The following is a 15,279-nucleotide window of genomic DNA, read 5'->3' on the forward strand; positions in this document are numbered from 1 at the left end:
GAAGTATATGGATTTCATTTATGTTCAAATATCAACAGTAGAACAACAAATATCAAAATAAGGACAAATAATGTTAATCGATGACAACACACCTTTTTATGTTGATGGAATGCCCTATCCCTTTGTCGGCATTGCCGCCCAAGTCGGCAGGCACGATTCTGGTATGCATACACACAACCGTGCACAATTGTTATTTGCACCACATGGTTGCATCAGTATTACCCTCGACGGAATGCATTGTGTGTTGCCGCCCACCAAAGTTGCGTGGATACCCGCAGGAATTGAGCATTGTGCAACCATGAACAATGTCGTGGCCTATCGTTCGCTTTATTTTGATCCTCTTCACATTAAAAACTTGCCTGAAGAGTTAAGTATTCTTAACGTCACACCACTACTAAAGGAGTTGATCGAACGAATGGCTTTTTGGGATTGGGATAAACCTAGTGAAGAGCAACAAAACACATTGGCGTTGTGTTGCGAAGAACTTTCTTACGCAGAAAGGAACGAGCTAACGCTACCTTTACCCAAAGATAAACGATTAGCGTTGTGGTTAGAAAAAGTAAAACTAGGAACACAGTTACCTCAACCACTCAATGAAATGGCCAAGCATATTGGAGCAAGCAGCAAGACCGTTAGCCGATTATTCATCAAAGAAACGGGGATGCCTTACCAAGCTTGGCGTCAACAATGGAGGCTGTTAAGTGCCATTGAGCAATTGTCAGAAAAAAAGAGTGTCTCTGTGGTTGCCCACGAGTTAGAGTTCTCCAGTGACAGTGCGTTTATTCATTTCTTTAAGCAACACACCGGAGAAACCCCAACTCACTACATGAAGTGAGGTCAACAGCCATTCATGCTTTCTGGCAAAGTTAAGCAGCGACGCCTTCAACTACATATTTTGATAGGTCTATATGATCGATCTGTTCCGGTTTTAAATACGTTTCGGCATAACGGATATGTGTCCCGCTAGTTAGGAACAACCTAAACAGTTCTATATCGAGATGCTCGTCCAACGCCATTTTGTACATGATATCGACAGCAACACTAATCGGCTTCGCTTTCTTATACGGCCTATCCGCAGCGGTTAATGCCTCAAAAATATCGGAGATCACCAGAATACGTTCTGGAATTGAAAGATCGTCGCCAGTCAACTTCCTTGGATATCCTGTGCCTTTGAGTGTTTCATGGTGCGTCGAAGCATAGCGAGGAACACGGCTTAGTTCTTTCGGGAATGGCAGGTTCTCAAGCATCTTAATCGTGCCAAGCATATGCTCATTTATCTTGAATCGGTCTTCAGCAGTTAACGTGCCACGTGCAATGCTCAGATTGTAGACTTCGCCTAAGTTGTATAGGTGCTCCGGCACATCCATTTTGATTTGATATTTCGGGTCGAACTCTAACGGCCTATCTCTTTTCACTATATGTTCAGGCTTATCACTTAACAGCAGCTCTGTCGCTGGCAAGCTTGAACTCGATTCTCGATTCAAGGCTTCTATCGGTGATAGACCAAGTTGGTCATCAAAATTACGCATCCAAGTCGTCTCAGCTATCGAACGAATACGAGCAACTTTGTCGTCACTCATGAACTCACCACCAACGTTCGACGTAGCGATAAAGGCAAAGTCATCTTGTAGCTGCTGTTTCGTTGCCGCAAGCTCATCGGCTATCAGTTGCGTTGATAGAGTACCTTCAAGTTGTTTTCTCAAAGCAGTGATTTCCGCATCACGCCAAAGTACTTCAAAACGAGTTCTCACCTCGTGGATTCGGTTGTAGTTCGCTTCTAGCTTCGTACCTTTATCGACGATGTGTTCCGGTGTCGTGATCTTGCCACAATCATGAAGCCAAGCCGCAATTCTAAACTCACGGCGTTCGTCATCATTTTTAAACTCAAAGTCTTTGAAGTGCTCAGATTGTGATTGTTCAGCCGCGTCAGCCAACATCAAGCCGAGTTCTGGTACACGATTACAATGCCCTGCCGTATAAGCGGACTTATCATCGATCGCTTGAGCGATGAGCTTGATAAACGACTCAACAAACGCCTCTTGCATCTGTTCATGTCGTTTAATCTCCATAGCCATATCTTTTACGGCAACAGATAATTCCCACACTTCTTTGATTCGAGTATCAAGAATTGTCACGTTGTCATAATCACGCAGCTTAACCTTATGAGTCTCTTCCTCTAATTGGCGAATTGGATGCACTATCGGCGCCCCAAAAGCCCAAGCAATAGGCAACGTCAAACTCATCAGTAACACCGTTACACCAACAGAGGTTGCTAGACGTTTATTGACTGTACTGAAGACTTCAGATTCGGGAATCAATACCGCAAAATACTCAGAGTAGTGTTCGCCCGTGTCTATTTTCTTTAAATAGAGATGTTTGATCTCGCCATTCAACTCTACCCTTACCATACAGCCTTCAACCGTTGCTTCCTTAGTCAAATCATAAAGTTCAGTATAAGGAACCGTCGTATTCGTATTAAAGCCGGTATCATGCAGCCACTTTTTCGCTAAGGCATCAAGTTGTTCACCACTTAACTTGCTGATAGCTTGATCAATGATTGGAAGCAATTGTTTATGCTTGCTCTGCAGCACCAAATGGAATTGGTTTGAGTAGTTCTGTTTTAGATCTTCTAGAGTCCCATTGACAATAAGGCCTGGCTGGAAAAACCTATCTAATGCAAACGAGAGTACGGGTTCTGCTTCTAAGAAAGCAAAGTTCTCTTCGCTTTCAATTGAATTAAATGCAGACTCTAGGTTTTCAAATTCAACTAAATCAATGTTCGGAAAATCCTCTCTCAACTTAGGAATAATTGACCACCCAGATAAAATGGCAACTTTTTTACCCTCAAGCTCGGTATAATTAGTGACAACCTTCGCGCCGACCCTTGTCACGATAGAAAATGGCAATTCATAAATTGGAGTCGTGTATAGGCCATCTATACCATTATTTTTATAATTTTGAACCGATTGCAGGCCATCAATACTTCCTTCTTGAAACTTACTGACAAGCTCGCCCCAAGAGAAACCATTAACAAATTCAAACTTGATCCCTGTCATCTCACCAATCATTTTAAGAAGGTCTATCGCATAGCCGTTTGGTTTTCCCGCCACTGAAAAGTCCATCGGCCCCCAATCATTTTGATTAGACACTAACAGCGGAGGGGTATCGTTAACCAAGGCTTGCTGCTCAGACGATAGCATCAATGTTGGTACATCAAACTCCGATTCCTGATTGTTAACCTTGAGGTTAGACGCAATAATATTACCCGATTTCGAATATAAGAAAGACTCCACCTTACTGTCTTCTGCTAAGCCAAGCGCCGCACTTGATAGTTTGCTAGCCAAAGAAGACAACACAATATCAATACCAATCACATGTTGAACTTCAGATTCTATTTTTGAATCAAACGCTAAAGAATAAGTTTGCCCGGTAATTTGTAAATGCTGGAAAAGATATGGCTGAGTTTTTTCGACCGACTGAACATTAGCAGAAACATACCAAGGCCTGGTCGTTGGAAGGTAGTTGCTCTGCTCCGTAGTTGAGTTTCTTAGCGTAAACTCTTGGTCAAAATATTTCGTCGTACGGACGCGCTCCTCCCCTATATTATGAATCTCAACCACAACCCAACGGTCCGTTTGTTGTGCACCGATTTTTTCTCTAACGACAGGGGCAGATTCTAGATTAATAATTTGGAAGAAGTTTTCATTAGACGAGCCAATGTAAATACTATAAAAGAGAGGGTTATCTTTAATTGCTTCTGAAAGAATAGTACGCGACTCTTCTTTAGATATTTTGTTACTTATAGAACGTTTCACTGAAGAAAGTAAACGCGCGGTATTGGCTGCGTCAGAATCAACCGCGCCGATATAGTTACTCAGCTCTTGGGACACCATCGTCAACTTTGATAGGGTATTCTCAGTCGCCATTTTTTTACTGAAGTAATATTGCAGTGAAACCGCAACAACAGCGGTAAGAAATGTCGCGAGTAAAAACATTCCTCCAACAGTAAATCGTAACGAAATTTTTTTGTCTGTCATTATTCGATCCTTGAATAACCACTAGCTCAGAAATGTAACGTGCCAGCTATAATCATATTATTACAGTAGCACTGCACACCTAGCAACATATTATTCTATATATTAAAGAGCGCCTCTCCATATCACTCTTTGTGTCGCAATAAGTACCCTCTTTAATGATACACAGCAGTATAAAGCGACCAGCAGTCAAAAAAATTGTTCACATAACCTCAAGAAAAACCTAGTTATTATTGCTGGAAGAGTCCTATAGCCACGCCTCCGTGAACTTTATGAACTTTATTCACCCAATGTTCTTTATCCTCAATATCGCCGCATTAAAGACAATTCGTTAACACATCGTTAACTTTAACCTCATCTGCTAAGCAATGCTCTACTCGTGTGTTTAGCAGCTGGATATAAAACATAAGTTTCTCTCCATTGAAGAGATCCCCTACATAAGGAACGTGAACCATGTTCAAGGCACTGAAACCTACTCTTGCGGCTTCTATCATCGCAGCTACCTTTTCTTTCAACACTTTTGCTGCGGACCTAGAGAAAATCCACTTCCTAATCCCTGGCGGTGCTGGCGGCGGTTGGGATATGACGGCTCGTGGTACGGGTGATGTATTAGTGAAATCAGACATCGTTGAAAATGTCTCTTTCCAAAACTTGTCTGGTGGCGGCGGCGGTAAAGCCATTGCACACCTAATCGAAACAGCTCAACGCCAAGAAGACACGTTGATGGTGAACTCAACACCTATCGTTGTCCGCTCACTAACAGGTATCTTCCCACAATCTTTCCGAGACCTAACACCAGTTGCAGCAACTATTGCCGACTACGGTGCAATCGTGGCGTCTGCTGATTCGAAGTACGACACTTGGGAAGATGTAGTAAAAGAGTTCGAAACCAACCCACGTAAAGTGAAAATCGCAGGTGGTTCAGCTCGTGGCAGTATGGATCACCTTGTGGTAGCAGCGGCGTTCAAAGGCGAAGGTTTCGACGCTAAGAAAGTACGTTACATCGCCTACGATGCAGGCGGCAAAGCAATGGCAGCGCTACTGTCTGGCGAAACACAGCTTCTTTCTACTGGCCTTGGTGAAGTGCTAGAGATGTCTAAATCTGGCCAAGTGAAAGTGCTTGCTGTAACGGCACCAAAGCGTCTTGACGCTGCACCTAACATCCCAACACTGACTGAGTACGGCAACGAAACCGTATTCGCTAACTGGCGTGGTTTCTTTGCAGCACCGGGCACAAGCCAAGCGAAGATCGATGAATGGAATGTAGCGCTTGGCAAAATGTACAAAACCGATGAGTGGCAAGTGGTTCGTGACCGTAACGGTTGGATCGACAACTACAAAGCTGACAAAGATTTTTACGCCTTCCTAGAAGATCAAGAAAAACAGATGGGCGACCTAATGCGTGAGCTTGGTTTCTTGAAATAACTAACAACCATAGAGGGCCTATGTGCCCTCTTACTCTTTCCTTGTTTCGCCGTACATGAGTTAACTTCAAACTCCTTTGTTTATTCGTAGACGTATTACTCACGCTTGCCGATTCGTTGTAAACGCAAGTGGCTGATAAACCAGTACCGTAATTCGCTTACCTTTGGTTAGTGATCCCAGACATTTCATTGACTCGCTCATGTACGGCTTTTTTATTTTTTATACCACCCCAAATGGAGTTGGATATGTCGGACTTACCAACCAAATTTCTGAGTAAGGAATCTTTGCTTTCGAAGGATCGCATCGGAGCCATGCTCTTTATGCTTGCATGTTTATGCTATGGCTACCAAACCACGCTGATTCCTTTGTTCCCCGGTGACGAGTACGAACCCTTCACAGCAAGAACCTTACCTATCCTGCTAACGTTTATCGGCATTGGCCTTTCGTTGATCCTGCTTATAACCGGACAGCCGGATAAAAAAGTCACATGCGACACTACGCCGCTGAACTGGAAACTACTTGTTGGCTTCTTGGTGTTAATGGCTCTGTACGGTGTTGGGCTGACTTATCTTGGCTTTGTTTTAGCAACCAGCTTCTTCTTACTTGCAGGCTTTTACCTACTGGGTGAGCGCCGCAAAGCTGTCTTATTTGGCGCGTCGTTTCCTTTCGTTATCGCGTTCTTTCTTTTATTAACTCAAGGCTTAGATATCTACCTAGAGCCTGGTTTAATCTTCACTCTTTGGTAGGGATAACATTATGTTAGACGGAATTTTACAAGGACTTTCGACCGCCGTGATGCCAATGAACATCATGATGGTAATTGTTGGCTGTTTTGTTGGTACCTTTATTGGGATGCTACCGGGACTCGGTCCAATTTCAGCAATCGCGTTGATGATCCCGATTACATACGGCCTAGATCCTTCTTCTGGCCTAATCTTGATGGCTGGTGTGTACTACGGCGCTGTATTTGGTGGCTCGACGTCATCAATCTTAATCAACGCTCCGGGTTGTTCTTCAACGGTAGTAACCGCATTCGATGGCTACCCGATGGCACAAAAAGGCCAAGCTGGTAAAGCGTTGGCACTCGCGGCTTACTCTTCTTTCACTGGCGGCACGCTTTCGGCAATAATGCTTTTGATTGCGGCTCCGGCTTTAGCAAGCGTCTCATTGAGCTTCCAGTCTTCAGACTACTTCGCATTGATGCTCTTAGGTTTATCGGCAGTAGCGGCGTTTGCGGGCCCAGGTCAGGTGATCAAGGCATGGATGATGACCATTCTTGGTTTGATGCTATCTACTGTTGGTATCGACAAAGGCGTTGGTGTTGAGCGTTTCACGTTTGGTCTAACAGACCTGATGGATGGCTTTAGCTTCTTACTTCTTGCAATGGCAACCTTCGCTTTAGGTGAGACTTTAATGGGTATTTTGAAACCAGAGAAAGACACTAGCGGCGAAGAAAGCCAAAAGATGGCTGATATTGGTAGCATGAAAATCACCAAAGAAGAGTTCAAAGAAGTAGCACCTGTTTCGATTCGCTCTTCAATTCTCGGCTTCTTTACGGGTGTTCTACCCGGTGCTGGTGCGACTATCGCTGCGTTCTTAAGTTACGGTATGGAACGTAGTCTTGCGCCAAAAGACAAACAGAAAGAGTTTGGTAAAGGCAGTATTCGTGGTCTTGTTGCTCCTGAATCAGCAAACAACGCAGCTTCAAGTGGTTCATTCGTTCCGCTACTGACGCTCGGTATTCCTGGCTCTGGTACTACGGCAATCATGCTTGGCGCCCTAATCGCTTACGGTATTCAGCCGGGCCCTCGCTTGTTTGTTGAACACCCAGATGTATTTTGGTCAGTAATTATCTCGATGTACTTTGGTAACATCGTACTGGTTATCTTGAATCTGCCTTTAATCCCTTACATCTCTAAACTGCTCGCGGTACCAAGAACGGTACTACTGCCAATGATTATCTTCTTCTCAATCACAGGCGTGTACTTGGTGTCTTTCAACACGATGGATGTTTTTGTAATGCTCATTGTTGCGATGGTTGCGATTGCGCTGAGGTTGGCTAACTTCCCACTTGCCCCATTACTCCTAGGTTTTATCCTTGGTGGATTAATGGAAGAGAACCTACGACGTGCATTGATGATCAGCGATGGCGAGCTGAGCTTCCTATGGGAACGACCAATCACGATGACGTTCACTATTCTAGCTGTGCTGGTACTATCTAGCCCAATCTTAGTAAAACTATTTAGAAGCTTTAAATCGAAGCCAGTAGAAGTGTAAAACTCTACCAATTCAACGAAACCTCAACGAAAGGAGCCATTGGCTCCTTTTTTCATTTAGGACCTCAATTAGAACTAGCGATTAAAGATGGTAGCAAACTCACAAACCTACCTTTACAACACACTCGGCGCTGATATTCATAACAAATTCAAGTAAGGTAACCAGCTAGTTAACGTATTGGATTCTAAAACTATGGATTGGTTGATTCTATTCTTATCAGGGGTGATTGGCGGTGTGCTTAACTCAATTGCGGGCGGCGGCAGCTTCATCACCTTCCCCGCTCTATTATTTGCTGGTGTTCCACCAATAGCGGCCAACGCGACCAATACCTTTGCTTCATGCGCTGGCTACATGAGCGGAGCCTACGCTCTACGCCACGAAATTCAATCTGGTACTAAGCAGCTAAAACTGACCATTGGTTTGTGTGTAATTGGTGGAGGTATTGGTGCGTTTTTACTATTGCACACACCAGAAGCCCTATTTACTCAATCCGTTCCTTGGTTACTACTTTTTGCAGCACTTCTATTCACCTTTGGCGGAACGCTTAATAAATGGCTCAAAAAAGTTACGGCTAAACACAAACACGCCACCAGCGCAGGGGTATTCTTTTCAGCTGTATTACTTTTGATCGTGTGTATTTATGGTGGTTATTTTAATGCAGGTTTGGGGATAGTAACGTTGAGTTACTTAGCTCTGGCTGGTTACACCAACATTAATGTAATGAATGGCATCAAATTGTTGGTGTCTGCGTGTGCATCACTCGCGGCAATCGTGTTCTTTGTTGTGAATGGTTCGATTGATTGGCCGTCTGGCATGGCTGTATTATTTGGTACATTGGTTGGTGGTTATTATTCAGCAAAAATCTCTCGCCGTATCCCACAACAATATGTTCGTACCACAGTGATCATCGCTAGCTTTTTGATCACCGCTTACTTTTTCTATGCTAACTAGACGTTCAGTTCAATAAGGCTTTCAACATGAAAGACAGACCGAAAAGACTCCACTCTCTCAATACCTATTTCGCTATTTTATTGCTCATAAAATAGCCAAGGTGAAATATGTGAGGCGAGTCCTTCAATTAGCAAATTTGATAACAATTTAGACTGTTTTTTAGCCTTTATTTTACCAAAGGTGGGATAATTCTCCTGTCGAAAGTGAGACTTCATTAGGAGGCGTTATGAACATTAAACTCGGTCATGTCATCAAGTCGACTCATTTGCTTTGTCGCTTTTCTTGCTGCCACATTTGCGTGGATCCTAAAAATGCCCGCTCTGTTTTCTGTGTCAGCGTTATTCTTACTGATCAGCGCCATTGTCTATGTCGTTGACCTTTGGAAGAATCAAAGAAAGAACCGCGAAGCTTAAGACGAACGACTAAAGCGACACGCACTAAAAAAGGAGCGCTTGGGCTCCTTTTGTATTTTGCAGTCAAGGCTTTGGCTATCTTACGATGCTCAACTTACGTCTTTACATAAAGACGTTAAAGCTAACGACGCCTTTCTATTAACGACGCCCTATTACTAGCGACGAAAGTTACGACCGTTACCGCCACGGCGCTCTTTAAATGCAGACGCTGCTTTAGCTTGTGATGCTAGAATCGATTCAACCGTCAATTCCATTGGCTCACGAGGTTCTAACCCATGGCGGAACGTACGTGAACGCGGAGGCATTTGGTATTCAATATCAGATGCTTTAGGCATACGCTTGAAACGGTAAAGGTAGAAGTTTTCAACCTTCTCACGAGCCCATTCAGTCTTCTTCAGATATTTAACAGCACTTGCCACCGTTGGCTTAGTGTTAAAGCAGTTCATGCGCATTGCTGCATCCAAAATTTCCCAACCGTAATGATCCACTAATTCAGTGATCATAGTATCTAGCTTTAAGCCGTGCAGTGGGTTGTTTTGTTGCAGTTCGATTCTTTCGTCTTCAGTCATATCTTTACCTTTTCCAAGGCAGCTCACGGCCTTGAATATACTCTAGAACACCGTCATCACTGACCATATCTAGCTCAATCATTTGGGCATTACATCCATTGCCCTTATCTATGCCTTTATGATGGCATAAAGCATGCTCGTTATCCTATTTATCTTTCAATTTAATTTTAAAATGGTCACTTACTATCCTAATGTCGCGTGCAATACCGCCATGTACTCCCGATTATTGCCTCTCTTAGATTTCGACCAAATTCGTTCAAGTTAACAAAAACCATGATAGAAGCATGAAATATCCATAATTTAAGTAATGAATTATAAATTTATTAGAACGCAGTATTGCTAATTAACAGCACGATGCTATGTTAGAAGTGGTATAGAAACCTACAAATAACGATATTAAACAATGATATAATTATAAATAAAGGTTGGCTTTGACCATGTTTGACTACTCAAAAATCAGCAGAGTAGCCGCCCAAGATAAAGACATTATCGCCATCGTTGATGATCTCTTTCGGCTAGCTCGCGAACATTACCCCATTCTGTCTAGGCTCTCGGTTGTGCTATGCAACGAAAATAGAGCGTCGAATTACTTTGTTTCGGACACTCTGTGCCAAGAAGCCGAACATCGTTACGTTGAGCAAGAACTTACGCCAGAATCGGCTTTGTCGCGCATGGCTGAGTCTTTAGATACCCGGATCATCAACGACCTCACCACCATTAGCTCAACCAAACAAATATCTCACCTGCTCGATCTCGGTCATCAAAGTAGTTATACAACACCGATTCATCATCAAGAAAGTAATCTTGGGTTTGTATTTATCAATGCTTCATCAACAGGATTTTTTGCTAACCAAACTATTCAGTGTGATATCGCCTATCTCACTCAAGTCATCTCTAGCCTTTTCGTTCAGTGGTTTGAGCGCCAACGTCACTTTCAATCCTCTTTAGCGATAGCTTTAAACATGGGTCATGCTCGAGATCCAGAAACCAAAGAACACCTCATTCGCATGGGTAAATACAGTGAAAAAATTGCTCGCACTCTGTCGCACACCAAAAGAGAAATCACCCACCAATTCATTCATCGAATCCGGTTGTATGCGCCCTTTCACGACATAGGAAAGTATCGAATTCCAGATAAGGTGCTATTCAGTAGCGCGCATTTCAACGAAGAAGAAAGAAACATCATGAACAATCACACCTTGTATGGCGAAGAGATGATTGATGACGTGGTTGCCCTTTCCCACCACAGCTCGATGTGCAGTGAAGAGATTCAATTCATTAAGAATATTGTGCGCCACCATCATGAACGGTTTGATGGCTCTGGATTACCAGATGCTTTGAGTAACACAGCGATACCACTCGAAGCTCGAATAGTGACATTAGCCGATGTATTCGATGCGCTGATGAGCAAAAGAGCTTATAAGCACGCGTGGACACTCGATGAAGTGATGGAATACATTGAAATGCAGAACGGTTCAATGTTCGACCCAGAGTGTGTTGTGGCTCTTAAACAGAACCTAGACGGCTTTATGGCAATTCGGGAGCAATACAATGACGATGCTCAGCCGCACTTAATGACAGCTTAAACTATGGCTTCTTTGTTATTCAAGCCTAAGTAAGAGAACGTAAACCAACAAAAAAGGATGCCACTGAGGCATCCTTTTGTTTTCTAGTTTGCAGCTGAAAGAACAAATTTGTTCTCTACTGATTCTAACTAACGATTATACGTCGTAAGTTGTAGAAGCAGTGTCGCCGCCTGTACCAGTCCAGTTTGTGTGGAAGAATTCACCACGTGGACGGTCAGTACGCTCGTAAGTGTGAGCACCGAAGTAGTCACGTTGAGCTTGTAGAAGGTTCGCTGGAAGACGAGCTGTTGTGTAGCCGTCTAGGAACGTTAGTGCAGAAGTCATACATGGCATTGGGATACCTGATTCCATAGACTTAGCTGCAACTTTACGCCAAGCGCCCATGCAGTTGTCTAGGATGCCTTTGAAGTATGCATCTGAACCTAGGAATGCGATCTCTGGGTTCGCTTCATAAGCATCACGAATGTTGCCTAAGAATGCAGAGCGGATGATACAACCGCCACGCCACATAAGTGCAACGTTACCGTAGTTTAGATCCCAGCCGTTTTCGTTCGACGCTTCACGCATTAGCATGAAACCTTGAGCGTAAGAGATGATCTTAGAAGCAAGTAGAGCCTGACGGATTGCATCAACCCACTCTTGCTTGTCGCCTTCAACTGGAGCAACAGTCTTGCCGAACAGTTTCTCAGCTTCAACACGTTGGTCTTTAAGTGCAGACAGGCAACGAGAGAATACAGACTCAGTGATTAGAGTCAGTGGGATCCCCATGTCTAGTGCGTTGATACCTGTCCATTTGCCTGTACCTTTTTGGCCAGCAGTGTCTAGGATCTTCTCAACTAGCGCTTCACCGTCTTCATCTTTGTAGCCAAGGATGTCAGCAGTGATTTCTACTAGGTAGCTGTCTAGCTCAGTTTTGTTCCAGTCAGCAAATACAGCCTGCATTTCGTCGTGGTTCATACCTAGGCCATCTTTCATGAACTGGTATGCTTCAGTGATAAGCTGCATGTCACCGTATTCGATGCCATTGTGAACCATCTTAACGAAGTGACCAGCACCGTCGTTACCAACCCAATCACAACAAGGCTCACCCGCGTCAGTTTTCGCAGAGATACCTTGGAAAATAGGCTTAACCGCTTCCCAAGCTTCAGGAGAACCGCCTGGCATGATAGAAGGACCGAAACGAGCGCCTTCTTCACCACCAGAAACGCCCGTACCGATGAAGTGGATGCCTTTCTCACGAAGAGCAGCAACACGACGGTTAGTGTCTGGGAAGTTAGTGTTACCACCATCAATGATGATGTCGCCTTTGTCTAGAAGTGGTACAAGCTTGTCGATGAACGTATCTACAACGTCACCAGCACGAACCATAAGCATCACTTTACGTGGCGCTTCTAGCTTCTCAACTAGCTCTTCTAGAGAGTAAGCACCAACAATGTTAGTACCCTTAGCTGGGCCTTCTAGGAACTCGTCTACTTTAGCAGCAGTACGGTTGTGAGCCACAACTTTGAAGCCGTGGTCGTTCATGTTTAGGATAAGGTTCTGACCCATTACTGCTAGGCCAATTACACCGATATCACCTTTCATTATTTTATCTCCTTGCGGCTATTCGCACTTATGCGATAGCACTTGCTGCATTTGAATCTAGGAACCACTCTGTTTCGCCAGTTTTAGACTGGATTTTTGCTGCCGGGTAAGGCAGTTCTGAAGCAGGAGTTGTATGAATTTCTTTAACGATCTCAACTTTACCTGCACCCAGTACTAGGTAGCTGATTCGTTTTGCTGCTTCTAAAACTTTCGCCGTTTTAGAAACACGGATTTGACCCGACTCTGGGTGAGAAGCTAATACAGATAGGTTCTCATCTTGGTAGTCAGTTGCACCCGGGAATAGTGAAGCTGTGTGGCCGTCTGCGCCAACACCTAGCAGAATCCAATCAAAAACTGGCGTGCCGTTTTCAGTTGGAATCACGTCTGCCATCTCTTTTGCGAAACGCTCTGCTTCTGCTTTAGGCTCATCTTCACCACGGATGCGGTGGATGTTCTCTGCCGGAAAGTTTACTTGAGAAAATTCTCTTAGTTTTGAAAACAATAGCGCGTTCGCTTCGCCGAAGTTGCTTTCTGCATCATCAGGTGCCACGCAACGTTCGTCGCCCCACCAGAAATGAAGGTTATTCCATTGAATGCCTTCTGCGTATGGCGCTTGAGCTAAAAGCTTGAAAAGCATTTTTGGCGTGCTGCCACCCGACAATGAAATGTGAACAGGTTTGCCCTGCTCGCTGTATGTTTTCATTTCATTTGCTAGGTTTTCAACGACCAGTTCAGGCGTTGCAAAGATCTTGTGATTGATCATAGTTCGCAGTAATCCGTGTCTGTTAAGTTTTTGCATGGGAAACGCCATGCGCGGCCATCACGCTGCAGAAGCTCATCGGCTTCTTGCGGGCCCCAAGTACCACAAGCATAGCCAAACAGTGCTTGAGGGTCTTGTTTGAGATCTAAGATCGGTTGAACGTACTTCCAACATGCTTCTACTGCATCGGTACGTGCAAATAGAGTCGCATCACCGTTCAGCGCATCAAGAAGAAGACGCTCATAAGCCGTCAGCATTTGAGTTTCAGGCAAGTCAGAGTAAGAGAAGTTCATTTTCACTTCTTTTGCTTTGAAGCCTGCACCCGGCTCTTTCAAACCAAAGCTCATCTGAATACCTTCATCCGGTTGGATACGGATAATCAGCTTATTCTCTGGTGCATCTTGACCAAACACTGGGTGTGGCGTGTTCTTAAAGTGAATCACGATTTCAGTCACACGTGTTGGTAAGCGTTTACCCGTACGTACGTAGAAAGGAACACCATTCCAACGCCAGTTGTTGATGTGTGCTTTAAGACCAATGTACGTTTCAGTACGAGAGTCGTCTGCGACACCATGCTCTTCGCGGTAACCAGGCAAGTGCTGACCACGAACATCTGATGCTGTGTATTGACCTAGAACCAAATCTTTACGCAGGTCGTCTTCTTCCAGTGGTTTCAGACACTGAAGTACTTTAACCACTTCGTCACGAATTGAATCCGCATTGATTTGAGCTGGTGGCTCCATACCAACCATTGCTAATACTTGTAGCAAGTGGTTTTGGAACATGTCACGAACTGCGCCAGAACCGTCGTAGTATCCGCCACGCTCTTCAACGCCAAGGAACTCAGCACCTGTGATTTCAACGTATTCAATGAAGTTACGGTTCCACAGTGGTTCAAACATCGCGTTTGAGAAACGAAGCACTAGAAGGTTTTGAACCGTCTCTTTACCAAGGTAATGGTCGATACGGTAGATCTGGTGTTCTTGGAAGTGATGATGGATCTCTTCATCTAACGCTTGAGCTGATGCTAAGTCGTAACCAAATGGTTTCTCGATGATCAGACGACGCCAGCCGTTCTTTTCGTCGTTCAGGCCATGCGCAGCAAGGTTTGCTGGAATCACACCGTATAGGCTTGGCGGGGTTGCCAAGTAGAACAATGTGTTATGGTTTTCGAATTGGTAGTCTTGCTCAAGCTTGTCTAGACGTTGTGCTAAACGAGCGTAGTCGTCTACATCTGAAGTGTTGATCGCTTGGTAATGCAGATGTTCAATAAATGCATTCAGCGTCTCTGGCTCAGTTTTTTCCATTTCCTGAAGAGACTTCTTCAGCTTCTCACGGTAAGACTCATCGCTGTACTCAGTACGGCTCACTCCAAGAATCGCAAAGGATTTTGGTAGTTGATTGCTAGCATACAGGTGGTACAAAGCAGGAATTAACTTGCGGTAAGTTAGATCTCCCGATGCACCAAAAATAACGATGCTGCTGTTTTCAGGTATTACCATCATCTTTCCTATAAAAACAAGGTTTTTAGTATTCGCCAAAGGTATCAGCGACATACGAAAATAGATAATAGGTCTTGGCTATTACATCAATAGCGAGTGCCTATTACACTTGAGAATGCGTTTGGTAAACGAGGGTGAAAGCTATCACCTCTATTCGGGACAGTATTGTCTATGAGTA

11 protein-coding genes are annotated in these 15,279 nt (G+C 44.1%); 6 read left to right on the forward strand and 5 right to left on the reverse strand.

The window, feature by feature from the left end:
• The first annotated feature begins 70 nt into the window (after nt 1–70).
• Nucleotides 71–835, forward strand: a complete 765-nt coding sequence (locus AC3CIA_RS08920) for an AraC family transcriptional regulator (protein WP_488517979.1) — start codon at nt 71–73, stop codon at nt 833–835.
• Between the two features lie 31 nt (nt 836–866).
• On the opposite strand, the gene AC3CIA_RS08925 is transcribed toward AC3CIA_RS08920, so the two are convergent.
• On the reverse strand, nt 867–4,037 hold the full coding sequence (locus AC3CIA_RS08925; protein WP_488517980.1) for an HD domain-containing phosphohydrolase: 3,171 nt from the start codon (nt 4,035–4,037) through the stop codon (nt 867–869).
• A 450-nt stretch (nt 4,038–4,487) separates the two neighbouring features.
• On the opposite strand from AC3CIA_RS08925, the gene AC3CIA_RS08930 reads away from it, so the two are divergent.
• The 4 genes from AC3CIA_RS08930 (at nt 4,488) to AC3CIA_RS08945 (ending at nt 8,687) form a co-directional block, all read left to right on the forward strand.
• Entirely contained in the window at nt 4,488–5,459 is a 972-nt protein-coding gene (locus AC3CIA_RS08930; RefSeq protein WP_017076146.1) for a tripartite tricarboxylate transporter substrate binding protein, read from the forward strand.
• A gap of 245 nt (nt 5,460–5,704) precedes the next feature.
• Complete coding sequence (locus AC3CIA_RS08935; RefSeq protein ID WP_171308697.1) at nt 5,705–6,205, forward strand: tripartite tricarboxylate transporter TctB family protein; 501 nt, start codon at nt 5,705–5,707, stop codon at nt 6,203–6,205.
• A gap of 10 nt (nt 6,206–6,215) precedes the next feature.
• A complete protein-coding gene (locus AC3CIA_RS08940) occupies nt 6,216–7,736 on the forward strand; it encodes a tripartite tricarboxylate transporter permease (protein WP_004733593.1) in 1,521 nt (506 codons plus the stop codon).
• Nucleotides 7,737–7,928: 192 nt separating this feature from the next.
• Nucleotides 7,929–8,687 carry a sulfite exporter TauE/SafE family protein gene (locus tag AC3CIA_RS08945; protein ID WP_171308698.1) on the forward strand — a complete coding sequence of 253 codons (759 nt, stop codon included), beginning with the start codon at nt 7,929–7,931 and terminating at the stop codon, nt 8,685–8,687.
• Nucleotides 8,688–9,255: 568 nt separating this feature from the next.
• Here the strand turns inward: AC3CIA_RS08945 and AC3CIA_RS08950 are convergent.
• Nucleotides 9,256–9,669, reverse strand: a complete 414-nt coding sequence (locus AC3CIA_RS08950; protein WP_054547682.1) for a VF530 family protein — start codon at nt 9,667–9,669, stop codon at nt 9,256–9,258.
• A gap of 425 nt (nt 9,670–10,094) precedes the next feature.
• Between AC3CIA_RS08950 and AC3CIA_RS08955 the strand changes: the two genes are divergently transcribed.
• Complete coding sequence (locus tag AC3CIA_RS08955) at nt 10,095–11,255, forward strand: HD-GYP domain-containing protein (RefSeq protein WP_488517981.1); 1,161 nt, start codon at nt 10,095–10,097, stop codon at nt 11,253–11,255.
• Between the two features lie 135 nt (nt 11,256–11,390).
• On the opposite strand, the gene gnd is transcribed toward AC3CIA_RS08955, so the two are convergent.
• The 3 genes from gnd to zwf are packed head-to-tail and all read right to left on the reverse strand — an operon-like array spanning nt 11,391 to nt 15,101.
• Nucleotides 11,391–12,839 carry a decarboxylating NADP(+)-dependent phosphogluconate dehydrogenase gene (gene gnd / locus AC3CIA_RS08960; RefSeq protein WP_004733587.1) on the reverse strand — a complete coding sequence of 483 codons (1,449 nt, stop codon included), beginning with the start codon at nt 12,837–12,839 and terminating at the stop codon, nt 11,391–11,393.
• A gap of 28 nt (nt 12,840–12,867) precedes the next feature.
• A complete protein-coding gene (gene pgl, locus AC3CIA_RS08965; protein ID WP_488518890.1) occupies nt 12,868–13,602 on the reverse strand; it encodes a 6-phosphogluconolactonase in 735 nt (244 codons plus the stop codon).
• Entirely contained in the window at nt 13,599–15,101 is a 1,503-nt protein-coding gene (gene zwf / locus AC3CIA_RS08970; protein WP_004733585.1) for a glucose-6-phosphate dehydrogenase, read from the reverse strand. Before zwf ends, pgl begins: the two co-directional genes overlap by 4 nt.
• Nucleotides 15,102–15,279 lie beyond the last annotated feature (178 nt).

This window comes from Vibrio sp. QJM3NY_27, assembly GCF_057785955.1.